Consider the following 25233-nt stretch of genomic DNA (forward strand, 5'->3'; position numbering starts at 1 on the left):
TTGCCATAACCTATCCTCCGTAATTGTAGTGAAATAGTTTAAATATCTTTCGCCTACAATTATAGAGGAAATCAGAGTATTAGAAAATCCGCAGGAATATTTGGCGCTTACTATCTAACAGTCTGTTGTACAAAGAAGATTTTGCATGGATAGTGATTAATACAACGGAGTAAGAAAAGCTCCTTCATATATTAGAATAAAAATATGACTGTTTCTTTAAAAAGAAGCCGGTCATATTTTTTTATGAAAAATAAATTTTGTTGAGGTTAAATTGAGATTGACTTTGTATTGTATAAGTATGAAATAAAAAGGAAGCAGGTGATGTACAATGAAAAAGCATAAAATATGTAAAATCCTTCTTGTTATACTGGCAATTTTTTTATGTGTGGCTTTTTATGAATTGCTCGGAATCTGCGTTGCATATAAAAAGCAGCCGGAAGTGTCCAATACAACCAAAAAAGAAACAAAAAATGGGTCATGGAACGAATGCAGTGAAAATACAGAACGGGCAGTAATCATAGAAAAGAATCCAGAAGCGCTTTTACAAAGAGTGCGTTTGATCAAGAATGCAAAAAAGGAAATTATTCTTTCTACTTTTGCATTTCAATCCGATGAAAGTGGAAAATTGATTTTAGGAGCACTGCATGATGCGGCAGACAGAGGTGTACATATTCGTCTGTTAGTAGATGGAATGGAGAGCTGGATTGATATGGAAGGAAATCCGTATTTCTATGGATTATCTTCCCATGAGAATGTTGAAATTAAACTGTATAATAAGGCCAATCCGTTGAAACCATGGAAGATGATGGGTAGAATGCATGATAAATATTTGATTGCAGATGGAAAGAGATATATTCTTGGGGGAAGAAATACATACAATTATTTCCTGGGTGATTTTCCGGGACATAAGAACTATGACAGAGACGTGTTAGTGGTTTGCGATAAACCTGAGAAAGAAAATTCAGTTAACCAGTTGTCAGAGTATTTTGAAACCATATGGAATCAGGAAGACAGTGGTTATTTTCATAACAATAAAAAACTGGCAAATAGAAAATCTGTAAAGAACGCAGTTTTAGAGCTGCAGAACAGCTATCAGAAATATTTTGAAGAGAATAAGGAAAGAATCTGCGAGACCGATTATACGGACGAAACTTTTGAGACAGAAAAGATTACATTAGTGTCAAATCCTATTCACACAGGTTCCAAAGAACCAGTAGTGTGGTATCAGTTGGGAGAATTGATGAAAAATGCAAAAGATCGTGTGAAGATCCACACGCCATATATTATCTGTAATGATATGATGTATAATACATGGGAGGAGATTGCAGAGAACGTTTCAGATTTTTCTATCATGACAAATTCAGTTGCGAATAATGGGAATCCATTTGGGGCTGCCGATTATGCGAAAAACAGAAATAGAATCTTAAGTACAGGAATTAATATCTGGGAATATGAAGGCGGTTATTCATACCACGGAAAAAGTATTCTCATTGACGATGATCTGTCTGTAATCGGTTCCTTTTCCGTCCTGCTCAAAGCAGAACATGAAAGGACGGCATTTGGCCTTGCCATCACGACCAACGGTAGCAAGATACTGGACAGGGTTTGCCTGTAAAAATTCAACGACTTTGTTCATGGTGATTACCTCCTGAATGCTTTCTTTGGAAAGATTGCTTTTTTCTTTCGCTGATATTATAATAGCGCTGTAAGGATAATTCGTAAAGTAAGCACAATATTGTGCCGTAGTTACTAAAAGGGAACTATTGGAGGTAATACAATGGATGAGCAGAAAACGACAGTTTCTTTGGAAAAAGATTTGCCGGCTTGCCCGGTGGAAACAACTTTAACGCTGATCGGGGATAAATGGAAAGTTTTAATTCTGCGTGATCTGATGCCTGGTACCAAACGCTTTGGTGAATTAAAAAAATCAATCGGTCATGTATCTCAAAAGGTTCTGACTGCTCAGCTTCGAGATATGGAGGCAAGCGGACTGGTAAACCGAAAAGTTTATGCAGAAGTGCCGCCTCGTGTGGAGTATACATTAACCGAATTAGGGTACAGTCTAAAACCCATTCTGGATGCCATGTGGTCTTGGGGGGAAAACTATAAAGCACAATATAGATAGTATGGTTAAGAAAGAGCCACCGCTATTGCTCCATTAGATGTGAGTGACAGTCGTGGCTCTTTAACATTTATTCTTCATCTACAAGTTCGGCACTTTTTGCCATTTTAATAATTTCAGAATCATCAATTTTGCTTGGAGTGTATTCCAGAACATAAGTAACTTCTGGAGAATACGTCCAGCACAGAAATGCCGTGTCGTCCTTCTTATATAGAGCACCGGGCCAGTCCTGAATCATCATTTCCTCACAGCTGTCCATGCTGTCCACCGGAAAAAGAACTTTCAGAGCTTCGGTATGTCACACATTGCAATATATTCATTGATATGATTCACTGGTTGGAGAATTACATCTGTATATAAATGTGATAATAAATGGTAAGCAGCATTCAGATGAATCATGTTAAAGCCTTTATTGTACTGGTCAGTGATCCGGTATGTATCGGAATCCTTAGGATTTCTCGGAATATAAATATCCGAACCATCAACTGCAATGGGATCATAGCCTTTTAAAGTCTTATTAAGGGAAAATGCATTGGAAAATGAGTAAAAAAGGGAATCAAATGCCTCTGGAGATATTTTTTTACGCTGTTGGATCAAAGCAGACGCAGTTGGGGCAGAAGCATGAAAATCGAAATACTTTAACAATTCTGTTTTTGATGCAGATTTTTGCATGGAGATTGTAGAGAGCAAGACATCGCTGAATGAAATCTTACGATTTCTTGTAAAATCCGTAGGTTTTTTCACATACTGCCAAGAAGATGCAGATATTTCGTTTACTTTGTTTAGTAATGTTTCTTTTACTGATTCTGGTGAAAGATTCATAACACGCCTCCGATTAATCTAATTTTCCGGCATGGCCGGATTTGCCTTATTAATCAAAAGGCGCGAAGCGCCGCATTTTTTTGAGGTTTTGTCTAGTATATTTTGAGAAAATATAAAAAATAGGTAGTTCCTTAACTTAATAGAAACAGTCAGCTGAGACAGTAGTGGTTCAGCATATTATCACTGCAGGTACGATTGATGAAGATGTTATGAAGGCTTTGGAATCAAAGGATCGTACACAGTCAGCTTTCGAGTGGCATGGAGGTGTAGCAGTGCCAAGCAAACCAAACAAAGAAGCCGTGTGCTTATCCGGGCTGTCCTGCATTAGTAACCGGACGGTACTGTGAGGAGCATGAAAGAAAAGTAAACAGTAACTATGAGAAATTCATTAGAGATAAGCAAACCAAACGTCGTTATAGTCGTGCATGGAAGAGGATACGTGATAAGTATGCTTCGGAGCATCCGTTCTGTGAGCTGTGTTTTGAACGTGGACTTGCAGTTCCGGTGGAAGAGATTCATCACAAGAAGCCGTTGAGTGAAGGTGGCACACATGATCGGAGTAATCTGATTGCGTTGTGCAAGTCGTGTCATTCACAGATTCATGCGAAACGTGGGAATCGATGGGGCTAAGGTAGGGGGTATCGAAATCTCTACAGGCCTGTCTTCTATAGAACGGCGGGTGGGTGTTGCGTGTGCAGTCGCGAAATGGAATATGGGGGTAGCTCACTGAAAATCCATTGACAAATCGTGAAATGATTATTATAATTTAAATGAAATTCGGCAAAATAATAAAATGCCGAAAAATATTTAAATAATCATTACGAATTTGGATATACTGGAATTGAGGTGAGAAAGATGACAAAGACTGCACAGATTTCCAATGACCAAATGATTTTTTCAGTTCAAGAGCTGAAAGATAAAGGGTTTTCCTATTATAAAATCAATCAGATGGTTGACCAGGGGATCCTGATAAAACTGAATAAAAAGTATTATGAAAATGCAAATTTTGATGGTGAGGGATCGGATTTCTACTATGCCTATGCATTTGTACCAGACGGAGTAGTTTGTCTGCTGAGTGCAGCTGTGTATTATAATCTGTCTACTTATCGCCCGGATGCCATTGATGTAGCAATTCCGAGAAAAGCAAAGGTATCAACTCTACCGGATTGGCCGGAACTGAATGTATGCTATTTTACAGATGACCGATTTGATGTTGGTATCGAGACCGTAGAGGATGGAAATAACAGATTTCGTATATATGATATTGAGAAAACTGTTGTTGATATCGTTTTCTACAGGGAAAAAATCGGAATTGAAGAAACGAAAGAAGTTCTTACAACCTATCTGCATCGGAGTGACCGTAATCTGAATAGGCTAATCAGATATGCCGAGATGCTCAAATGTGGGGATGTAATGAAAATGTATCTGGAGGTGCTGGTATGACAAACGCTATATCCGTAAAGGACAGATTAAAGAAACAGGCGATAGAAGATGGAAAGACTATGCAGGATAAGCTGGTCACATATGGTTTGGAGAGAACAATATATAGATTATCTGTTTCAAATTATGTGGAGAGATTTACACTAAAGGGCGGTATTTTTTTGTATGCATTATTTAATGGAGAGTATGCTCGTGCAACAATGGATATTGATCTTTTGGCACAGCGTATTCCAAATGATGCTGAAGAAATGAAGAAAGTATTTAATGATATTTTTTCTATAGAGTGCGATGATGCGTTGAGATTTGATTTGAATACGCTTGAGGTTATCAATATAACTGAATTCAAGGAGTATCACGGAGTAAATGTATCTATTATGGGATATCTGGATAGAACCAAGGTCCCGGTATCAATAGATATTGGTTTTGGTGATGTGGTGTATCCAGAAAGAGTGAAAATGGAGTTCCCGGTTCTGCTGGATATGGAGGTTCCGCAAGTATATGCCTATTCTATTTACTCCGTCATAGCAGAAAAGTTTGAGGCTTTTGTTTCTCTGGGCCTTGCAAATGGTAGATATAAGGATTTCTATGATATCTATGTTTTGGCTGACAGATATAATCTTAATGGTGTGGAATTAAAGAATGCGATTGTAGAGACCTTTACCCATCGAGGGACCGGTTTTGATGATATTGCAGCTTTTGATGATGATTTTACCAAGGATGAGACAAGGCAGAGAAGATGGAGAGCCTTTATCAAAAAGAAGAAAGCACTGGTGAAAGTAGAATTTGAAGAAACTATGCAACTACTAAAAGAATTATTGCTGCCCATCGTGGATTCAATTCATAACGATAATTCCTTTGAGCATACATGGAGTAAAGAAACAAAAAGCTGGATGTAATTACATAAAATTAGTAATAGGGATCGTGCAGAAATGTATGGTCCTTTTATTATGCAAAAAAAGAGGAAGGAGGGATTCCGATGGCTGGAAGAAAGCCAAAGCCTACGGCAGTAAAGAAATTGGAAGGCAATCCGGGTAAAAGAAAACTGAATAGCAAAGAACCGGTTCCGGCAAAGGGAATACCTGCTTGTCCTGACTGGTTAATGCCGGAAGCAAAGAAGGAATGGGAACGCTTGGCTGAGCTAATGAATCAGATGGGTGTTCTTACAGAAGAGGATATGGCAGCGTTTGCTGCATATTGTCAGTCTTATGCAAGATGGAAGGAAGCGCAGGAGCATATTACCTCCGGTGGTTCTGCTTTTGAGACTGATAAAGGATATCAGCAGCAGACACCTTGGGTTGGAATTGCAAATACCAATCAGAAGCTGATGCTGCAGGCCGCGTCGGAGTTTGGATTGACTCCATCCTCACGAAGCAGAATCATTGCCGGTAACAGCAAAGTGAAGGAAACGGAAGATGAGATGGAGGCATTACTTGGGGGTGATGGTTAATGGCAAAAGAAACAAGACCTAAGGATTATCCCAAGCTGAAAAACTATCGGCCGACAAGATTTATGCTTCCGACATCTCATTATGATAAGGCGAAAGCTGACAGGGCGGTTACTTTCATTGAGAACCTTTGCCACACAAAAGGCAAATGGGCAGGAAAAAGATTCTGGTTATTGCCGTGGCAGGAACAGTTGATTAGAGATATCTTTGGAATTGTAAAGCCTGATGGGAACAGACAGTTCCGTACAGCGTTTGTTGAAATATGTAAGAAGGTAGGCAACGCTTCTTGAGAATGCCAAAAAGAATCTGGATCCGAAGATCCATGAAACTGGCAATGGTAAAATACTTCAGGTACCGGAAGGTGTTGATGCGGAAGTTCTGGCTAAGGTACTTGGTAATCCGGAATTGACAGCGTTGCTTACTTCATTGGCAAGAACTCTGGAGGGAAATTGAAAGCTGAATAAGAATGATAGATGAAGGGACAGTCTGATGCTGTCTCTTTTCTTACAGTCAAAATTAAAAGTTCAGGTCAATTTTGAAGAAGAGTTTGTTCCCAGGCTGCTGGTACGATCCTCGCAGATCACCAGAAAGCGTTGAAGAATCTGAAAGGCAATACTCCACGCGTTGCTTACGAAAGCGGCAAATAATGTGAGATAGATCATGCCCGTACAATGTTGCGGGCATATCTTTTCATTAATAAGGAATCTCAGCACGTGAGCAAGGCGGCCTTAATGGAACTGGATGCAAAGGTTCTTTCCAATCCAGAGATGGTGGTACTGCTATCTTCACTTGCAAAGACGATGAAGTGAAAATAGTGAAAAAATGGTGTGATTATAGTGGGAAAATTGGTTTTGTTAAAAGGGATGTTAAAAATATATCTCCATCATGCTAATTGATATCTCCGTCATTTGATGGCAAAATGATGGAGATAATATGGAAATGAAGGAGAATTCGATGAGAAGTTTTGATTATATAAAAACTCCGGAGCAATTGCTAAAACCTGAAATTGTTCAGATGGTGGGAAGCATTCATGAGCATAAAGGTAAGCAGGAATTGTTCCTTGAAGCCAATATAGACGAATTGAAAACTCTGCTGGAAGTTGCTTTGATTCAAAGTACAGGGGCTTCTAACAGGATTGAAGGTATTTATACTACCGACAAACGTTTGGAAGAATTAGTAAGACAGAAAGCCGAACCACGTAACCGGTCTGAGCAGGAAATATCCGGATACCGGGAAGTGCTTTCCACGATCCATGAAAGCTATGAGTATATTAATCCGAGACCAAATATTATTTTACAATTGCATCGGGATTTATACTCATATTCCGGAGGAAATGCTGGTGGAAATTATAAAAATTCGGATAATGTAATTGCAGAAACAGATGCAGAAGGTCATCAAAAAGCGCGTTTTATCCCGGTTCCGGCATTTCAGACTCCAGAAGCTATGAATGAACTTTGTACAAATTTTCTGGAAGCATGGGAAGCAGATCGAATAGATAAGTTGCTCCTTATCCCTATGTTTATTCTTGACTTTCTGTGTATCCATCCATTTAATGATGGAAATGGACGAATGAGCCGCCTGTTAACACTTCTTTTGTTTTATAAAGCCGGCTATATTGTCGGAAAGTATGTCAGTATTGAAATGCTGATTGAAAAGACAAAAGAAACTTATTATGAAGCATTACAGGAAAGTTCTAATGGATGGCACGAGAATGAAAACAGATATGAGTCATTTGTAAAATATTATCTGGGAATTATTCTGAAAGCATACAGTGAGTTTGAGGGGCGTGTAGAGCACCTGAAAAACAGAAGCCTTTCAAAACCGGATCGTATAAAGGCAGTGATTGATAATAAGGTAGGGAAAATTACCAAAAAAGAAATCATGGAGTTATGTCCGGATATAAGCAAAGTAACTGTAGAAAGAACCCTGACGGAACTGGTTAAAAGTGGATATATCGCAAAAGTAGGTGCCGGGCCGGCAACTGGATATGTTCGTATTTAAATTTAAAAAATCATTTCGAAAGTTTTAGACAAATTCAGCCAAATCGTGTATAATGATGGTAACTGATCAAACAAATATATAACATCTTTTCCGCTTTCCATGACTAATGGAAAAAGGACCAATATATATGATATCAGGGTGTACGTTTTGTTATCGCCAAATATTAGCTGTGCTAAGAGACTGCTAATCAATCCTGACGAAACTACAGGAAACTCGATGAGGTTTGACAGTAATCCCAAATAGTTATTTTTACAGGAAAATTAAAGTCTTCACGGGACTTCGAACGATTCTGGATTAGGCAGAAAAAGCTATGGAAAACTAGCTTGATTTTTTCTCCTAAGCGCTAGCTGTGGGTTCGATCCTGTTGCAACCTCAGATCGGGGATGTAAAACAGGGGAAAACGGAGTAAATCCTTTGCTGAAAAGAACTTCTGCAAACATCCATTAGCTGAAACAATAGAATATTTCATTAGCTGTAGCTAAGTCAAAGAAACCTCCACTGGAGCTTCCTTTGACATGCTAAGGCATGGCAAGCGAGATGCTCGTTTGGATCAGATTCAAATATAAGAATCTAATCTGAACGGGCATTTTTTAGTTTGGATTACAGGAAAAGGAGGAGTTCAATGGCAGGAAAAAAAACGAATCAAACAGGCTGTTTGAGGATGAGAAAGTCATAGAAATTGAGATTGAAAGACTCAGATCATTTAAAGACCATCCTTTTAAAGTGACTGACGATAAGGAAATGTATTTCCTGAAGGACAGCATAAAACAGTACGGTGTATTGAATCCGCTGATCGTAAGGCCGGTGCCGGATGGAGTATATGAAATGATCTCCGGTCATCGCCGGATGCATGCGGCACAGAAGGCGGGGTTAATAACAATACCGGCAAGTGTCAGAGAAATGACGGATGATGAAGCTGTGATTGCCATGGTAGATGCTAATATCCAGAGGGATGAGCTACTTCCGAGTGAAAAGGCATTTGCATATAAGATGAAGTTGGCGGCTATGAAGAGACAAGGGTGTAGACATAATTTAACTTCTGGTCAAAATGACCAGAAGTTATATGGAAGCGTATCGAGAGATATATTGGCTGATCAAGTAGGAGAAAGTTCGAAGCAAATCCAGCGTTATATCCGCTTGACAGAACTTATCCCAGCTTTTTTACCTGTGAGTATTCGCATAAAAACGGGCGGATGGTTGTGGTTGTATGCAAAACGATCAGGTAAAGAATATTGCGTATATATGTCATTTGTGTTATACTGACAAAACAGGAAGCAGAATGTATAAGGGAGGAGGCATAAAGAGATGACGACGACGGAAACTATCAATAATGTTTGCTCTGAACTTGGAATCACAAAAGCAGAACTTGCAAAGAGAATGGGGATGCTTCCGTCTTCACTATACAGAAAGCTGGCCAGAGAAAGTATGACTCTGGAAGAACTTCAGAAGTGTCTTGATATGCTGGGAGTTACGATTGAGTTCAACCTCAAATACCCGAACGGTCATGTACGAAGCTCCCGGGCGAATTACGAGATACTCCTTGAAAGAATGGGTTTGATGGAAAAAGAACTGGAAGCTGCCAGGAAAACCGCGGAGTTTCAGATAAAATCATTAAAGGATCTGCGAACAGAGCTGAACAGCGCAGTCGGATCTGCTGAACTTGGCATGAGACATGAGTCCAAAGCAAAGGAATATCTGGAAAAGATTCAGCTGGTTCTATCCAATATGGAATCCACGATTGCCTATACGCTTGGTGAAAAGGTATTTGAGGAGACGGCCGGTGAAGACCCGGAGAGTATGGAAGCGTTAGCAGGAAAGCGAGTTCTTCTTGTGGACGACAACGAACTGAATCGTGAGATCATGAAGGAAGTTCTTGTGGATCACGGTCTTCTGGTCGAAGAAGCCGAAAATGGAAGCGAGGCGGTTGCGGCCGTAAAAGCAAACGAACCCGGTTACTATCATTTTATCCTGATGGATATTGAAATGCCTGTGATGGATGGGTATGAGGCAACGATGATGATCCGGAAACTGCCAAACCGGATCCGGGCAAATATTCCCATTATCGCGCTTACCGCAAATTCGGTTCCGGAAAACCGGGAGAGAGCAAGAATGGTGGGAATGGATGAATTTCTTGCAAAGCCGGCAAATTCTGCTCGTATAATAAGAAGTCTGGCAAAATTTCAATGAGAATGAAAAACAGTGTGAAGGAGAAAACGAATGAGAAAGAAGAGAATGCGTAGTCTGCTGCTCTGTGTTATCATGGCTGCGACGATGCTTTCCGGGTGTGGAAATCAAAATGGAAGCAACGGAAAAACAGAAAAAGATGGAAAAATTTCTATCAGTATGTATATGTGGGACCGATCCATGTTTAAGGAGCTTACTCCCTGGCTGGAGAAGAAGTTTCCCGACATTGACTTTACCTTTATTCAAAGCTACAACACTATGGAATACTATAAGGACCTGCTGGCCCGTGGAGAGGAGATACCGGATGTCATCACCTGTCGTCGATTCTCCCTGAATGATGCGGCTCCTCTGGCTGACCATCTGATGGATCTCAGCCAGACCGAGGTAGCGGGAACCTTCTACTCAAGCTACCTTGAAGTGAACCGTGAAGACAGCGGTGCGATCCGCTGGCTGCCCATGTGCGCCGAGGTGGATTCCATCATGGCCAACAAGGATCTGTTCGATCAGTATAACATCCCTCTGCCCACCAATTATTCCGAGTTTGTGGAAGCCATCGATGCGTTTGAGGAATTGGGGATCAAGGGCTTCCAGACGGACTGGGATTATGACTATTCCTGTCTGGAGACCATGCAGGGCTGTGCCATCCCGGAACTGATGAGTCTGGAGGGAACTCAGTGGCGTATGGATTATGAAAGTGAGACAGACGATCACCAGGTGGGCCTGGATGATACTGTCTGGCCCAAAGTCTTTGAAAAGTATGAGAAGTTTCTGAAAGATGTGCGCATCCAGCCCGGTGACGAAGAATTACGATTCAGCCCGGTCACCGAGGCCTACCGGAACGGACAGACTGCCATGATTCGAAACACTGCCGCTCTGGCAGACGATATCAGCAAAGAAGACGGTCTTAACAGTGTGATCTTGCCCTATTTCGGAGAAACCTCTGAGGACAACTGGATCCTGACCTATCCCATGTGCCAGGTGGCCGTTTCCAGTAAGGTGGAAGAGGACGAGGAAAAGAAGAAAGCCGTTATGGAGATCCTGCAGGCCGTATTTAGTGAAGAAGGGCAGAAGGCCGTTGCTGCCGGTACTTCTGTGCTGTCCTACAATAAGGAAGTAAATATTTCTTCCTCTCCTGCACTTAAGTATTCACAGGAATACATAGACAGCAATCACCTGTATATGCGTTTGGCCTCCACAGAGATATTTGCCGTCTCTCAGGATGTAGGACACAAGATGATGACCGGTGAATATGATGCCCAGAGCGCCTATGAGGCATTCAATGCCCAAATCACCGACTATGTGGATCCGGAAGCGGAGGAAATCCTGTTCACGCAGAAGAATGGCTATTCCAATGACTTCGGTGAACATGGCAGTGCTGCAGCATCTTCTATGATGAATACCTTGCGTGCCGCTTTTGACGACCAGATTGCAGTAGGCTATTCCCCTGTGGCCAGCACTTCCATCTATTCCGGAACCTACACCCTGCAGCAGGCCAAGTGGGTTTTGACAGCCAGAAACGCCATTTACAGGGGAGAATACACCGGTGAGGAGGTTCGTCGTATCATGGAATGGCTGGTAAATGTGAAGGAGGACGGATCCAATCCCATCTATCATAGAAATCTGATGCCTGTAACCAGCGGTATGGAGTATACGGTCACCGAGACCGAGCGCGGAAAATTTACTCTGGAGGATATCACCATGGACGGTAAGTCCCTGGATGACAATGCCACCTACACCATGCTTCTGGTGGGTGCCGACACTTTCCTGGAGCATGAGACCTTCTGCAACTGCCCCATGCCCGATGATCTGAAATCCAAGCGGGAGGATTATCTGGTAAGTGATTTCTCCAGCCAGGAGTGTATGGAGGAGGCACTGGCAAAAACGAAACAATTTCTGGAGCCTACGGAATATGTGACGATTCTTCCGGCAAAATGAGGAATCGTAAAAAATCAGAAAGGAGGGCGGTGCTATGAAAAAGAGACTGTTTATTCTGCTGTTGGTGGTTTTGCTAACAACAGGAGCGGTTAGTGCCGGTTTTGCCTATTTCGGCTTTGTGTCTCAAACGATTTATGAAGAGAGTACCGCCCACCTTAGTGAGATCTTTCATCAGGCGAATCAGACTCTGTATAATCTGGTTTCTGTCAACTGGAGCCGCATGCGGATGTGGGTCCCCTATCTGGAGAAGTCGGAAAGCGAAACGGATATTATTGCTTATGTGAACCAGGCCAGGGAAGAAAGCAATTTCACGGATTTTTATTTTATCTCTAGAAATGGAGATTACATCACACTGGAAGGGAAGAGGGGTTACCTGGATCTCAGAACGAAGCTTTCTCTTTTGATTCTGGAACAGCAGCCAGTGGTCGTCAACTCCGTTGTCCCGGACAAGCCGGAGATCATGGTATTTGCCGTTCCAACCAGGCAGGGTACCTATCGTGACTTTGATTATGAGGCGATTGCCATTACCTATAACAACTCTGACATGGTGGAGGCTTTAAAGATTTCTGCCTTTGACGGAGACGCCAGTACCTTTGCGGTTTTGCCTGACGGCCGGGTAGTTGTGGACAATGGAAGCGAGGATATGCAGGATATTTATAACTTTCTGGCTATGTTGAAAGATTCCGGCAGTCTTACCGACCGGGATCTTGAAGACCTGCGTCATGCTTTCCTTTCAGGCGGTTCCGGTGACATGGTGTTTGAATTAAATGACAGGGACTATTATTTAGTCTATGAATCTGCGGATTTTCAGGACTGGACAGTTCTGGGTGTGGTGCCTGCTGCTGTAGTCAATGCCAGCATGAATAAGATGCAGACGATCACCGTTTTTGTGGTGTCGGGAATTGTGATCGCTCTTGCCGTGATGCTTCTGCTTATGGTAATCCAGCAAAATCGGCAGAAGCTGAAACGGAAGGACTACGAGCTGCTTGCACGTGACGAGCTGTTCTCGAAAATATCCACCAATGTGGACGACGTCTTCCTGATGATGGATGCGAGAAACCTTCATGTGGAATATGTCAGTCCCAATATTGAGAAACTGGTGGGACTCTCGGAACAGCAGGTTCTCGGTAATATTTATGAGATAGAGAATCTTGTCAGGCAGGACGAATCGATTCACATATTAGATCAGCTGTCGGAAATTAAGCCCGGAGAGCAATGTGAGTGGAACAGAGAGTATATCCATCAGAAAACCGGTAAGGTGTTGTGGTTCCGTGTGGTCGTATTCTGCACAGACATTCAGGGAGCAAAGAAATATATTCTGGACTTGTCTGACCGGACGAAAGAGAAGAAAATCAATCAGATCCTTGAGGACGCAGTCCGTAATGCAGAAAATGCCAGCCGTGCAAAAACTATTTTCCTGAATAATATGTCCCATGATATTCGAACACCTATGAATGCGATCATTGGTTTTACCAACATTGCCAGGAAGTATGATCCGAAACCGGAGGTTATGGCATGTCTGGAAAAGATTGGAGAAAGCTCTGAGCATCTGCTGACTCTTATTAATGATGTGCTGTATATCAGCCGAATCGAGAGCGGAAAAATCAAATTTGCTCCTGTTCCTGCTGATATTACAGAAGTTGTAAATACAGTATTGAGTATTATGTACGGATTTCTGTCCAATCGAAGCCTTTCGTTTTTCACAAATATTGAGGAGCCCGAAGCAACCTGTGTGCTTGCCGATACGGTTCGTATCCGGGAGGTACTGGTGAATATTCTTGGAAATGCGGTAAAATTTACAGAGGATGGCGGAAGCATCCATTTTGAAACCAGCTATCATCCGGGTGCGGATGCCAGACACATTATGGTTCGCTACCGGGTATCAGATACCGGGATAGGAATGACCGAGGAATTCATAGAGCATATTTTCGACGAGTTTTCTCAGGAGGAGAACAATGCGCGGACGCACTATAAAGGCACAGGACTTGGTATGGCCATTACAAAGAGGTATGTAGATCTGATGGGAGGCACCATTTCCGTGAAAAGCAGAAAAGGTGAGGGTTCCACCTTCACGGTAGAGCTTCCCCTGGAACTTACTGATGAAAGCAATGTTCGGAAGCAGGGATACTCCAACACCAATGTGGACTTGACGGGTGTGAAGATACTGTTGGCTGAGGATAACGACCTGAATGCGGAGATTGCAATGGTGCAGCTGGAGGAATTGGGTATCCGGGTGACCAGAGCTGCTGATGGCAAGGAAGCGGTAAAAACCTTTGCAGAGAATCCGCCAGGTACTTTTGATCTGATCTTTATGGATATTATGATGCCGGAGATGAACGGCTATGAGGCCACCGAGACTATCCGTTCCATGAATAATCGACCGGATTGCCTCAGCATTCCTATCATTGCCATGACTGCCAATGCCTTTGCAGAGGATGTTCAGGCATCTTTGGATGCAGGTATGAATGGCCATATTGCCAAGCCTATCGTCATAGATGAGGTGATCAAGGCAATTGCGCAAAATGTGAACAGATAAAAGCAGCCTGACTGATGAGGATTTCCGGAAAATCGGGAGCGGACCGGACGAATTTAGAAATACAACAAAAGGAAATGAATCGTAAAAGAGTTGCCGTCACTGGCAGCTCTTTTTCATATAATAGTGAAAATGTGAAATGGACGGATAAGACTTTGGCAGATCAGAAAATAGATAATCTATTAAATCTTGCAATGGATTCCACTGAAGGAGAGAGGGAGAAATCCTGGAATTTAAATGTTGGCTATGATGAAAAGATGCGTTTGTGGGATGTGATCGTGAAATACAGCGGTTCTGAGGAAGGGCTTTTGGGGGAAGGAATTACGGTTGTTCTTCTTCTTGGGGGATACGCCATTGTGACTTAGTGATGCCAACATAAGTAAAAATGGCTGTCCCTTCCATTTGTACCTATGTTGCTGCGACCACTTTTTTAGAGGAAGCCAGAAGACATCTGTGATGTCGAAAACGAGGGCATGGGGGCGCTGCAGGTTCAGTGGACCTGCGTTTAGCGCGGACCGTAGTGGAACGAAGACCGGAATCCCCATCAAGATGAAAACCCGTAAGTGAAGCAGTTGCCAAAATGGTACTACTGTTAAACACGGGTGGATCTTGCTCTTAGAAAAAGAACCTCTCACTTATATGGGAAAAGAGAGCCTCTTATACAACATGGAAATGAAAAAACCTCGCTATGGTAGAAATATGATTTTGTTGATATAATCACTATATAGTTCGGAGGGATTGATCAAATGGGATTGTTTAAGAAAAAAGGAAGAAATTGATCGAAGAAAGATATCGACACTTGAAAAATCTCCTCCCGTTTGCAGATTCTGAACAATTGAAATTATATGATGAAGTAATGGATCAGATTGGTTGTCTGAATCAACAGATTAAAATCAAGAATGATATGCTGAAAGAAAATGCAAGGGAAAAAAGAAAAAGAAAACAGGATGCATTTGGGGAGGTTACCGGATCTTCTTATATGATGGATGAATTCAGTAACTCACAGAAAAAGAGATGATGACATGGAGGAATGATAGATGGTAAAACCGATAATGAAAGATGTGTTCTTTCTGGGACAAAAGTCAGAACCTGCTACAAAAGCAGATTTGCAGGTGGGAAGGGATTTACAGGACACCTTACAGGCAAATCGTGGCGGTTGTGTAGGCATGGCTGCAAATATCCGCGAAGGCAAAGTGAGAATGCGTCATGCTGGCATGTAAGCATGCGAGCGCGCCCGCGACTGAGTGCGTAGCACGAAGTGATCGGTGTGAAAAAGAGAGTGATCATTATAAATATGGGATTCGTAGATGTTGTGATGTTTAATCCAGTCCTGTTGAGCAAGGATACTCCGTATGAAACAGAGGAAGGATGCCTGTCTCTTTCCGGTATAAGAAAAACGACACGATATGAAAATATCGAAGTAGAATATTATGATATGAATTGGAAGAAACAGCGACAGAAACTCAGTGGCTGGCCGGCACAGATCTGTCAGCATGAGCTGGATCATCTGGAAGGAATTTTGATTTAATGAATTTTATAATTACTGGAGTGGCTGCTTATGGCATCGGAACGAACTGATGAGTTATACAAGGCTTTACTGGACAGAGGATATCCAAAAAAATTCTGTGCAGAAATTGCCTATAAAAATATGAATACACATTTCCAGCAGCGTCCGGTGAGTCAGTTAAGCCATGCGAAAAAGTACGGTTTTGTCATTACGAACCCGCCGTACGGCGAGCGTCTGGAGGAGAAAAGGGCTCTGCCTGGCCTGTATCAGGAGTTCGGAAAGGCCTTTGCGGGATTAGATAGCTGGTCCTGTTACATGATTACATCCTACGAGGAGCTCCAGAAGTATTTCGGTCGTCAGGCGGACAAGAACCGCAAGATTTACAACGGTATGTTAAAGACCTATTTCTATCAGTTTATGGGACTGCGCCCGCCGAAGAAAAAGCCAGAGCAGTAGGACTAATTAAAAGAGGATTTAGTTATGGAACAGAGTAAAAAACGCCGGCTCAATTTCGGTATGGCCGGTGTGATTTGGGCGCTGGCATGGCCTACCATGTTAGAGCAGCTCATGCAGACTGCCGTGCAATATATCGACACTGCTATGGTAGGTAGTCTGGGAACCCAGGCTACGGCAGCGGTAGGCGCCACCACCACGTTGAACTGGCTGGTGGGTAGTACCATCTCTGCAGTGGGCGTGGGATTTTTGGCGTTTATTGCAAAGGCGCTGGGAGCCGGAGAAAAAGACTCTGCTAAGCGGGCCGCTTCTCAGGCGGTGCTTTCCGTGCTGGCGGTAGGTATCGTGGTTACGGTGATAACGGTAGGCTTGTCCGGACAGATTCCGAAATGGATGCAAGTGGATGAAGGAATCCGGGATTTGGCAGGACAGTATTTCCTGATTTTATATTTGCCGATGTTATTCCGGACAGCCAGTACCATTTTCGGTACGGTGCTCCGGGCGGCGGGAGATACGAAATCACCGATGAAAATCGGTGTGGTGGTGAATCTTGTCAATGTGGTATTGAACTTTTTACTGATTTATCCCACCAGAGAGCTTACGGTATTTTCCTTTACATTTACCATGTGGGGCGCGGACCTTGGCGTGATCGGTGCGGCGGTGGCCAGTGCCATTGCTTATATCGTAGGAGGTATATTAATTACGATTGTACTTTGGCGGCACCCGTCGGTGTCTCCGAAGGGACAGTCCTTAAAGCCAGATATGAAGATTATAAAGCCTTGTCTGCGGGTGGCCATGCCGAATATGCTGCAGCGCTTCGGAACATCCCTGGGCTATGTGGCATTTGCGTCTATGATAAACGCTTTGGGGGATGTGTCCACGGCGGCACATACCATTGCCAATACGGTGGAATCCGCCTTTTACATTCCGGGCTACGGTATGCAAACGGCGGCAGCAACCTTGGCGGGCAATGCCTATGGAGCCAACGATGAAAAGCGCCTGAAAGAGCTGGCACGGATGTTCTTCCCGATTGAAATTGCTTTAATGATATTCTCGGGAGCTGCGTTATTCTTTGCGGCACCGGCGCTGGTAAGTATCTTTTCTGATTCGGAGGAGGTCATTCGCCTCGGAACCACAGTGCTTCGGATGGTGGCGGTATCGGAACCATTCTTCGGCTTCTCCATTATTATGGAGGGCATGATGCAGGGCGTGGGCGAGACGAAGCGGCCGTTTGTATACAACATCGTCGGCATGTGGCTGGTGCGCATCGTAGGAACCTTTATTTGTACGAGCTTCTTTGATTTGGGGCTGGTGGCAGCCTGGGCGTGCATGATTGCGCACAATCTGTTCCTGTTTGTGCTGTTTTTGATTTGCTATGCAAAGGGACGGTGGAATCCGTTCCGGAAGGTACGGGAAGCGTAAGGATGGATGGAATGCTTTACGGAAGTGTTGCCGGGAACTAAATATAAATGTGTTGGAGGACTCTCGGTTTTTGGGAGTCCTCCCCTTAAATTAAGAGGAGGATTGTTTGGAGAGTTTCCTGTATCATAAAGGGCAAGAAGTCTTCTTAATGTTGGAAAAAGTAAATTTGATGGCGCGTCGGATTTGCGAAGGATAAAAAGGAGAGCATAGAATGAATAAAACAATTACAAAGAATCTCAGAAAGCTGAGACAGGGAAAACGGTTGACTCAGGAGTATGTGGCGGAACGTTTGGGTGTAAGTGCCAAGGCTGTTTCGCGTTGGGAGAAGGGGGACTCGACACCTGATATGGAAAAACTGATTGCTATGAACTTCATTTCCATCCAGATCGTAAACTGTAAAATCCGGTGCCAATATCTTTTCTGATTCATTCTCTTGTGTTGTTGGAGTGGAGGCTTCTGTGGATTCGGTTTCCTGCGGTGTTTGTGTAGCAAGCAGATTGGGAGCCAGTTTCTGTCCAAGCTGTTTATATAGAATTCCTGCGCCACCTAAAATGAGAACAAACACAAGAACGAGTATCATTATTATCTTCTTTTTATTCATAAACCTTCCTCAACTAAGCAGGCTGAGTAGCTGTCCCAGCGTTCCTGTTGCCATCAGGATACCCACCAATATCAGGAAACAGCCGCTGACAGTATTGATGATCCGGTAGTGTTTTTTAATCCAGTTGAAGGCTGACTTCAAATAGTCGATCAGAATAGCACTGAGAAGAAAAGGAATGCCAAGTCCCAACGAATAGCAAAGCCGCATCAGCATACCTTTGATTACATGACCCTGCTGAGAGGCCAGCATCAAGGCAGAACCGAGGAATGCGCCCACACAAGGTGTCCAGCCCAAGGAAAATATTATGCCAAAGAGCATAGCGGGGAAGAACCCCATCTCACGACTGTTTAATGTTTTACTGCCGCCTCTGAACAAATTCATTTTGAAAATGCCCAGAAAATTGAGGCCAAAAAGAATTACTATCAATCCGGAAATTAAATTCACTGCACCTTTGTATTCTCGCAGGAAGCTGCCAATGGTGCCTGTCAAAGTGCCCATTGCCACAAAGATTACAGTAAACCCACTAACAAATCCCAACGCTCCCAACAAGGTCTTTTTTGTGCTGCGTTCTCCACCACCTGCAAAATAGGAGATATAGATGGGCAGCATGGGAAGCAGGCAGGGTGATATGAAGGTGATAATGCCCTCCAGAAAAGCTACTGCGTATTGCATGAACCGCTGCACCCCTTTCCGAAAATACCGGACAACAGCCAGCCGATAAAGCCCATATAGGCCATCGTGATGAACGGGTTAGAAGTCAGCGGACAAGCTCCAGTGGGGCATCCCACAAAGTAGTAATATGCAAGGCCAACTAATGCGCCGCCTGCGGTAAAAAGAACTGGCTTCAGCCATTTTTTAATTTTTTCTTTCATCTCACATTCCTCCTGCTAAATATTCCTCTGCATAGTGAACAGCAGTTGCCCCATCGGCTACAGCAGTTACGACCTGCCGTAATGCCTTTGTGCGGACATCCCCAACGGCGAACACACCGGGGATGTTGGTGCGGGTACTCTCATCTGCAATAATGTATCCAGCCGGATCAATCTCAATCTGATCTTTCATCAATTCGGTGGAAGGCTTTCTTCCCACGCTTACAAATACACCATCGCAAGCAAGGGTACTTTCTTCTCCAGTTTTCACGTTCCTAATCTGGACACCGGTCAGCTTTTCGTTATGGAGCAGAGCTATAATCTCACTGTCCCAGACAAATTCTACATTTTCTGTTTTCATCAAAGGTTCATGGTAGATCTTTGTTGCTTTTAGGGTGCCTCTGCGGTGAACGACGATGACCTTTTTGCAGATCCGGGAGAGAATCAGCGCATCCGCCGCAGCGGTATTGCCACCTCCTGCGATGACAACCGTTTTATTCCGATAGAACATTCCGTCACAGGCTGCACAGTAATGGACACCTTTACCGATTAACGCCTGTTCCCCATCAACACCCAGCTCTCTGGGACCGGCTCCTGTAGCCAATACGATGGATTTTGCGTACATAGCGCCTTCGCTGGTCACAGCTTTCTTTACAGAACCTGACAGTTCCAGAGACAGCACCTCAGTCAGCTTGGTTTCCACACCAAACCGCTCCGTTCCTCGCTTCATTTTTTCTCCCAGGGAGAAACCGTCGATGCCATCCTCGAAGCCGGGATAGTTGTCGATTTGCTCGGTCAGAGCCATCTGCCCACCGGCAGACAGCTTTTCTAAAACCACGGTGTCCATTCCTGCTCTTGCAGCATAAAGAGCTGCGGTATACCCGCCGGGACCGCCACCTACAACGATCATGTCATAGATATGCTGCGCATTATTTACTTCCTGAGTCCGGTGCTGTAAGGTTTCCTCAATAAAAGCCACCAGCTGCGCTCTGGATTCCGGAGCGACGATAGAGCCAAGAGTCTGTCCGCTGTGATAGATCAGCAGAGTAGGGACAACTTCAATAGCCTCGGTCTCAGCCAATTCCGGTTCATCATCAATGTTGACAGCAGTGAATATCAGTGTATCCTTATATTCCTCAGCAACGCTTTCCAATGCTGGAGCCAGACGGCGGCAATATACGCACCAAGGGGCTGAAAACTCCACCAGAACAGTCTTTCCGCTATGCACCATTTCTTCAAATTGATTTCTATTAATATTGATAACTGCCATATTACCAGCTCCTTTCCTTTGCTTGATTATAGTATAGCCAATCTAAAATAACATTTCGGTGATGATATCACATAAAATAGTGCGACATTGCTTTTTTCTTTTGAATATAGAGGAAAGAAGTAAGAAGAAGTAGTAGTAATATGATTGATAGGATAATAATAATCATTCTTATTACTTTCCCTCCTTTATCAAAAGATAAGCCTTAACTACATTACGGAGCGTTTCTGGTAGAACGGGAACAGGCAAGATGATCACCTTACCCGTATTCTTTTCAATCGTTATTTTTGATTCCGGTTGATTGGACAGAAGAATTACGGGTGTTCTTTTATCCGCCCGCCATGGCTGATCCGGCTGTTTTGTCAGAGCTTCCGTAACAACCCAAAGCATATGCTTTTTCTTGCCAAGTTTTTTCTTGCTGCCTCCGGAGTTTCAAATACAAGGATGTTTTTTGATAAGCGCTGAAGTGCCAGTTTCAGTCCGTTCCCATAGGCTGAATTGCTGCACATAATAGCAATCGTGGCATTTGATTGTTCGTCTTGTGATGCTTTAATAAAATCCAGAACGGGTGTATTATAAAGGTTGAAATCTTTCTCTGTATGTTCTACTTCATAATAAGCTCTGGCCGCTTGGCACATTCTTCGGCAAAACTGTTCAATATCGATACGGATGTCCGTAAGGCTATTGTCAGAACCAATTCTATCCAGTTGACAAACTGAGGTTCCGCAATTCACGCCCAGGTGAAAACGAATCGAAGTATTGTCCTCAGTATTTGCAAAGCCTTTGTCCTGGTGTAGGTATTCACAGCGAAGCTGCCAGCATCGTTCTCCGCAGATATAGGGCGAGATATCCTGCGCAGAGACTTTAAAGAAAGGTGCTGCGTATGTATCAAACCAACGAATATATTGATTTCCTACATCACGAGTTGGTCTCTGGTTTCTGTCCAGAACAGCACGCCCATCCCGATAACGCTTTACAATTTCTGGGAAAGCAATTCCGCCACAAATATCAGGCAAAGTCAGCGCCAATGCCAAAGCAGATTGCCAGCGTCCATCCTCAATGTTCAGTTCTACTTCCTCTATGCGATGTAAAAAGGTAAAGCTGGCATTATCTTGAAGCATAGGCATCCTCCTGTAAAAAACCGCCTGCCGGGAAACCGACAGGCGGCATACTGCCTTTTATACTTCCATCATCTATAGGCTATTGATTCTTAGTAATTTTCCGCACGCACTTCGAAGAATGCCTGAGGATGCTTGCAGACAGGGCAGATATCAGGAGCCTTGGTTCCTACTACGATATGTCCGCAGTTACGGCACTCCCAGATGGTAACGCCGCTCTTCTCAAACACCTGCATGGTCTCCACGTTGCTCAAAAGCTTGCGGTAGCGCTCCTCGTGCATCTTCTCAATGGCAGCTACGCCACGGAACTGTTCAGCCAGATCATGGAATCCCTCCTCATCAGCTTCACGAGCCATGCGGTCATACATATCCGTCCACTCGGCGTTCTCACCTTCAGCAGCATGGAGCAGGTTCTCGGCAGTATCACCCAGCTCGCCCAGAGCTTTGAACCACAACTTGGCGTGCTCCATCTCGTTCTGTGCAGTATGCAGGAACAGAGCAGCAATCTGCTCGTAACCGGCTTTCTTGGCTACTGAAGCAAAGTAAGTATATTTGTTGCGTGCCTGAGATTCACCAGCAAAGGCTTCCCACAGATTTTTCTCGGTTTTGGTGCCTGCATAGGGATTCTTTGCAGGAGCCGCAGCATCCTCAATCTTCACAAACTTGTTGGCAGGCTGCTTGCAGATGGGGCACTTAAAATCAGGTGTCATAGGGCCTTCGTGAATGTAACCGCAGACTGTGCATTTCCATTTTTCCATTTTCTTTTCCTCCATTTTTTCATTGAATTGAATGTTTTTTAACAGGGATTCCACAGCATCCACAGGAATGCCGGGATACGTTTTAATACTTTCCAGAAACGATCTGGTGTTGCTGCTCTGAGGCAGCATAAAGCCGGCTTCTCTGCACAGATCCTCAGCCATCAGGCGAGAGGATTTTTCCACAGCGACGCTCAAGACATCAGGAAGCTGCGAAGCAATGTTCTCTGCATTGGCTTTGCTTTGAACTAAGCCACGAAGTGCTTCGACAACTTTTTCTTCTTTCGGCTGCTGCGGCGGCAGTTCTTTTGGAACCATAGAGATTGCAGAGGATGGACAGGCTTCGGCACAGGCACCGCAGCCGATACACTTTTCAGGATCAATGATGCTGTTCTCTGTATCAGTCGCTCCGGTTGGGCAGACATAGAGGCAAAGGCAATCCTTGGTACATAAGCGAAGATTTCTTACTGCATATTTTTCAGCCATAGTTATGCCCTCCCTTCCATTTTTTCAAATTTCCAACTGGGAACCTTACACACCGGACATAGCTCCGGAGCTATGTCACCAACATAGACAAAACCACAGACCGTGCAAACCCAGACACCGGTGTTTTCCAACATCTTGTCTCCCTCAGATTCATATCGAGTCAGCAGAGATTGGAGCATTCGGGTAACCTTTTCACTCCACACCTGACAGCGCAGAGCACCCCGATCAGGCTTTTCACCGGCTATAGCATTGCCATAGGGATACCCTACAGACAAATCCTTGTCAATGAGTTCCAGCAGCTTGGCTGTGCTGGCCTCCTCGACGGGCGTAGCCTTGCTTCTGAAGAACTCTGCCAGTTTTCTGAAATCATCTGCCTGCTGGGGCAGATACTGCTTTTCGCAGCCACGGGCCAGATTGGAGCAGATGATGCTCATTTCCATGGGAGAGAGTTCCTTGTCCACATGGGGCTTTTCAAGGACCTCCTGGGATGCTGTTTTTTCTTCTTTGGGTTTGAAAGCGTCTTTGCCTGCTTTACAGACAGGACACTTCCAATCGGCAGGTAGGTCTTCCCACTTGCCACCGACAGCTTCATCGTGAATATATCCACAAATGCCGCAAACATATTGTTTCATAGGTTTTACCGCCTCCTTTATTTATATTTTATCAAATCACGACACATATTCCGTGACTTAATCACCTATTTCAGTCGCAGGAGTGATGGCCGCAGCCGTGGGAACTGCAAGAGTGACCTTCCCCATGGTGGTCGTGATGATCACACCGGATATTGGGGTTGAAGTCCAGCTCGCCTGCTGCCAGTGCTTCTGCTGCTGCATCAGCGTTGCCGGAAACACCACCATAAAGCCGGATACCCACATCGCTCAGTGCCATCTGGGCACCTCCGCCAATACCGCCGCAGATCAGGGCATCCACCTTCAGTGCACTCAGGACGCCTGCCAGTGCACCATGTCCGCTGCCGCCAGCATCCACAACCTCAGACGAAATGATTTTTCCATCTTCCACATCGTAGATTTTAAACTGTTCGGTGTGACCGAAGTGCTGAAAGATTTCTCCGTTTTCATAAGTGACTGCAATTCTCATAATATTATCTCCTTTCGGTTTTTCGTGCATCGGATGGATTTTTTGCTGATAGCAATTTCTGCACCCGTAGGCTGCGCTGTTTCCGCTGCAGAGTGTAAAATCCCCTCCCTCGATTCGCAGAGGAAGTCCCTCAACCAGCGCATCGGCCAGTTTTTTGCGGGCAGCTGCATAAATCTGCTGAACCGTTGTTCTGGCAATACGCATATATTCTCCGCATTGCTCCTGAGAAAAACCTTCACGGTCAATCAGGCGAATGGATTCATACTCATCCACATTCAGGACAATGGGAGTCAGTTCCTCGCCGCCACGAACCGGAACAAAACCATCATTATCCGGCAAACAACAAACTTTTCTGCATTTTCTCGGTCTTGGCATAGATTCACCTCCATATTATTTGCGGCATATGCCATTTATACGACCATTGTACATCTCCCTCTCCTATATGTCAACGAAATTATTGACATATGCCATAAATTATTTTATATTATATGTATTCAAGGAGGTGTACCCATGGATTTTTCATCCTATTTTCCAATTTGGAACAAACTGACACCGACCCAGCAGCAGATTTTGGAGCAAAATGCAGTTTTACGAAAAGTGGACAAAGGGACTGTGGTTCACAACGGAACTGTGGAGTGTACCGGTCTTCTGCTGGTAAGAAGCGGACAGCTTCGTGCCTATATTCTTTCCGATGAAGGACGGGAGATTAGCCTCTATCGTTTGTTTGATCGGGATATTTGCCTGTTTTCCGCCTCCTGTATGATGAACAGCATTCAGTTTGAGATCACCATTGAGGCGCAGAAGGATACCACGATGTGGGTTATTTCTGCTGATACTTATCAGCGCATTATGAAAGAGTCTGCTGTGGTAGCTAATTTTACCAACGAAATTATGGCTACCCGTTTTTCTGAGGTTATGTGGCTCATGGAGCAGATCATGTGGAAAAGCTTTGATAAAAGGCTGGCAGAATTTCTGCTGGAGGAATGCAGCTTAGAGGAAACAAACATCCTCAAGATTACCCATGAAACCATTGCGGGCCACATGGGCACCGCCCGTGAGGTAGTTACCCGAATGCTTCGCTATTTCCAGAACGAGGGTATGGTCAGGCTGTCTCGTGGAACAGTGGAGGTTACAGACAAAATCAGACTGGAACAATTGCAAAATGATTAAGCAAAA

The 25233-nt window shown here is 44.0% G+C and carries 23 protein-coding genes and 9 pseudogenes; 19 read left to right on the forward strand and 13 right to left on the reverse strand.

Features of this window, described 5'->3' with window-relative positions; all coding sequences use genetic code 11:
• Nucleotides 1-328: 328 nt before the first annotated feature.
• Nucleotides 329-1573, forward strand: a pseudogene (locus ACTQ50_RS15575) (phospholipase D family protein); the annotation flags it as partial.
• Here the strand turns inward: ACTQ50_RS15575 and ACTQ50_RS15580 are convergent.
• Nucleotides 1520-1636 (reverse strand): annotated as a pseudogene (locus tag ACTQ50_RS15580) (pyridoxamine 5'-phosphate oxidase family protein); the annotation flags it as partial. The pseudogenes ACTQ50_RS15575 and ACTQ50_RS15580 overlap by 54 nt on opposite strands.
• A gap of 141 nt (nt 1637-1777) precedes the next feature.
• On the opposite strand from ACTQ50_RS15580, the gene ACTQ50_RS15585 reads away from it, so the two are divergent.
• The gene (locus ACTQ50_RS15585; RefSeq protein ID WP_320865028.1) at nt 1778-2125 is read left to right on the forward strand and encodes a winged helix-turn-helix transcriptional regulator; all 348 of its coding nucleotides are present in this window, start codon (nt 1778-1780) and stop codon (nt 2123-2125) included.
• Nucleotides 2126-2192: 67 nt separating this feature from the next.
• Here the strand turns inward: ACTQ50_RS15585 and ACTQ50_RS15590 are convergent, their stop codons facing one another.
• Both ACTQ50_RS15590 and ACTQ50_RS15595 read right to left on the reverse strand, forming a co-directional pair.
• Nucleotides 2193-2381 (reverse strand): hypothetical protein, encoded by a 189-nt coding sequence (locus tag ACTQ50_RS15590; RefSeq protein WP_441484955.1) that lies wholly within the window; start codon nt 2379-2381, stop codon nt 2193-2195.
• Between the two features lie 23 nt (nt 2382-2404).
• Nucleotides 2405-2944 (reverse strand): hypothetical protein, encoded by a 540-nt coding sequence (locus ACTQ50_RS15595; RefSeq protein ID WP_441484956.1) that lies wholly within the window; start codon nt 2942-2944, stop codon nt 2405-2407.
• 146 nt (nt 2945-3090) lie between these two features.
• Here ACTQ50_RS15595 and ACTQ50_RS15600 point away from each other — a divergent pair.
• The 16 genes and pseudogenes from ACTQ50_RS15600 to ACTQ50_RS15675 all read left to right on the forward strand — a co-directional run.
• A pseudogene (locus ACTQ50_RS15600) lies at nt 3091-3192 on the forward strand (ATP-dependent helicase); the annotation flags it as partial.
• 226 nt (nt 3193-3418) lie between these two features.
• Complete coding sequence (locus tag ACTQ50_RS15605) at nt 3419-3574, forward strand: HNH endonuclease (protein ID WP_441484978.1); 156 nt, start codon at nt 3419-3421, stop codon at nt 3572-3574.
• Between the two features lie 225 nt (nt 3575-3799).
• Nucleotides 3800-4387, forward strand: a complete 588-nt coding sequence (locus ACTQ50_RS15610) for a type IV toxin-antitoxin system AbiEi family antitoxin domain-containing protein (RefSeq protein WP_178855273.1) — start codon at nt 3800-3802, stop codon at nt 4385-4387.
• Entirely contained in the window at nt 4384-5280 is an 897-nt protein-coding gene (locus ACTQ50_RS15615) for a nucleotidyl transferase AbiEii/AbiGii toxin family protein (protein WP_235249702.1), read from the forward strand. The genes ACTQ50_RS15610 and ACTQ50_RS15615 overlap by 4 nt, the downstream gene beginning before the upstream one ends.
• An 80-nt stretch (nt 5281-5360) precedes the next feature.
• Complete coding sequence (locus ACTQ50_RS15620) at nt 5361-5831, forward strand: phage terminase small subunit P27 family (protein WP_441484957.1); 471 nt, start codon at nt 5361-5363, stop codon at nt 5829-5831.
• Nucleotides 5831-6112, forward strand: a pseudogene (locus ACTQ50_RS15625) (terminase large subunit); the annotation flags it as partial. The gene ACTQ50_RS15620 and the pseudogene ACTQ50_RS15625, both read left to right, overlap by 1 nt.
• Before the next feature lie 655 nt (nt 6113-6767).
• Nucleotides 6768-7829, forward strand: a complete 1062-nt coding sequence (locus tag ACTQ50_RS15630) for a Fic family protein (RefSeq protein ID WP_441484958.1) — start codon at nt 6768-6770, stop codon at nt 7827-7829.
• 660 nt (nt 7830-8489) lie between these two features.
• Nucleotides 8490-8993 (forward strand): annotated as a pseudogene (locus tag ACTQ50_RS15635) (ParB/RepB/Spo0J family partition protein); the annotation flags it as partial.
• A 141-nt stretch (nt 8994-9134) separates the two neighbouring features.
• Nucleotides 9135-10016, forward strand: coding sequence for a response regulator (locus ACTQ50_RS15640; RefSeq protein WP_441484959.1), 882 nt, complete (start codon nt 9135-9137; stop codon nt 10014-10016).
• Between the two features lie 30 nt (nt 10017-10046).
• On the forward strand, nt 10047-11948 hold the full coding sequence (locus ACTQ50_RS15645) for an extracellular solute-binding protein (RefSeq protein ID WP_441484960.1): 1902 nt from the start codon (nt 10047-10049) through the stop codon (nt 11946-11948).
• A 34-nt stretch (nt 11949-11982) separates the two neighbouring features.
• Nucleotides 11983-14484: an ATP-binding protein gene (locus ACTQ50_RS15650; RefSeq protein ID WP_441484961.1), complete on the forward strand. Its 2502-nt coding sequence runs from the start codon at nt 11983-11985 to the stop codon at nt 14482-14484.
• A gap of 74 nt (nt 14485-14558) precedes the next feature.
• The gene (locus tag ACTQ50_RS15655) at nt 14559-14846 is read left to right on the forward strand and encodes a hypothetical protein (protein WP_441484962.1); all 288 of its coding nucleotides are present in this window, start codon (nt 14559-14561) and stop codon (nt 14844-14846) included.
• 470 nt (nt 14847-15316) lie between these two features.
• Nucleotides 15317-15499, forward strand: coding sequence for a hypothetical protein (locus ACTQ50_RS15660; RefSeq protein ID WP_441062413.1), 183 nt, complete (start codon nt 15317-15319; stop codon nt 15497-15499).
• Between the two features lie 19 nt (nt 15500-15518).
• Nucleotides 15519-16009: pseudogene (locus tag ACTQ50_RS15665) on the forward strand (peptide deformylase).
• A 129-nt stretch (nt 16010-16138) separates the two neighbouring features.
• Nucleotides 16139-16444, forward strand: a pseudogene (locus tag ACTQ50_RS15670) (class I SAM-dependent RNA methyltransferase); the annotation flags it as partial.
• Between the two features lie 24 nt (nt 16445-16468).
• Nucleotides 16469-17863 (forward strand): MATE family efflux transporter, encoded by a 1395-nt coding sequence (locus ACTQ50_RS15675; protein WP_441484963.1) that lies wholly within the window; start codon nt 16469-16471, stop codon nt 17861-17863.
• A 145-nt stretch (nt 17864-18008) separates the two neighbouring features.
• Here ACTQ50_RS15675 and ACTQ50_RS15680 read toward each other — a convergent pair whose 3' ends face one another.
• From ACTQ50_RS15680 to ACTQ50_RS15725, 10 genes and pseudogenes are all read right to left on the reverse strand, one after another.
• Complete coding sequence (locus ACTQ50_RS15680; RefSeq protein ID WP_441484964.1) at nt 18009-18464, reverse strand: hypothetical protein; 456 nt, start codon at nt 18462-18464, stop codon at nt 18009-18011.
• 9 nt (nt 18465-18473) lie between these two features.
• Nucleotides 18474-19136 (reverse strand): cytochrome c biogenesis CcdA family protein, encoded by a 663-nt coding sequence (locus tag ACTQ50_RS15685; protein WP_441484965.1) that lies wholly within the window; start codon nt 19134-19136, stop codon nt 18474-18476.
• A complete protein-coding gene (locus ACTQ50_RS15690) occupies nt 19121-19336 on the reverse strand; it encodes a hypothetical protein (protein WP_235249362.1) in 216 nt (71 codons plus the stop codon). Before ACTQ50_RS15690 ends, ACTQ50_RS15685 begins: the two co-directional genes overlap by 16 nt.
• A gap of 1 nt (nt 19337) precedes the next feature.
• Complete coding sequence (gene trxB, locus ACTQ50_RS15695) at nt 19338-20243, reverse strand: thioredoxin-disulfide reductase (protein WP_441484979.1); 906 nt, start codon at nt 20241-20243, stop codon at nt 19338-19340.
• 63 nt (nt 20244-20306) lie between these two features.
• A pseudogene (locus ACTQ50_RS15700) lies at nt 20307-20603 on the reverse strand (thioredoxin family protein); the annotation flags it as partial.
• 359 nt (nt 20604-20962) lie between these two features.
• Nucleotides 20963-21721 carry a hypothetical protein gene (locus tag ACTQ50_RS15705; RefSeq protein WP_441484966.1) on the reverse strand — a complete coding sequence of 253 codons (759 nt, stop codon included), beginning with the start codon at nt 21719-21721 and terminating at the stop codon, nt 20963-20965.
• Nucleotides 21722-21810: 89 nt separating this feature from the next.
• The gene (gene rbr / locus ACTQ50_RS15710) at nt 21811-22371 is read right to left on the reverse strand and encodes a rubrerythrin (protein WP_441484980.1); all 561 of its coding nucleotides are present in this window, start codon (nt 22369-22371) and stop codon (nt 21811-21813) included.
• 18 nt (nt 22372-22389) lie between these two features.
• Nucleotides 22390-22959: pseudogene (locus ACTQ50_RS15715) on the reverse strand (4Fe-4S binding protein); the annotation flags it as partial.
• A gap of 2 nt (nt 22960-22961) precedes the next feature.
• A complete protein-coding gene (locus tag ACTQ50_RS15720) occupies nt 22962-23591 on the reverse strand; it encodes a rubredoxin-like domain-containing protein (RefSeq protein ID WP_441053391.1) in 630 nt (209 codons plus the stop codon).
• 70 nt (nt 23592-23661) lie between these two features.
• Entirely contained in the window at nt 23662-24432 is a 771-nt protein-coding gene (locus tag ACTQ50_RS15725; protein ID WP_441484967.1) for a NifB/NifX family molybdenum-iron cluster-binding protein, read from the reverse strand.
• A gap of 135 nt (nt 24433-24567) precedes the next feature.
• Here ACTQ50_RS15725 and ACTQ50_RS15730 point away from each other — a divergent pair, with 135 nt between their 5' ends.
• A complete protein-coding gene (locus ACTQ50_RS15730; protein ID WP_441484968.1) occupies nt 24568-25227 on the forward strand; it encodes a Crp/Fnr family transcriptional regulator in 660 nt (219 codons plus the stop codon).
• Nucleotides 25228-25233 lie beyond the last annotated feature (6 nt).

The organism is Blautia sp. Sow4_E7 (genome assembly GCF_052116245.1).
Taxonomy (GTDB): Bacteria; Bacillota; Clostridia; order Lachnospirales; family Lachnospiraceae; genus Blautia_A.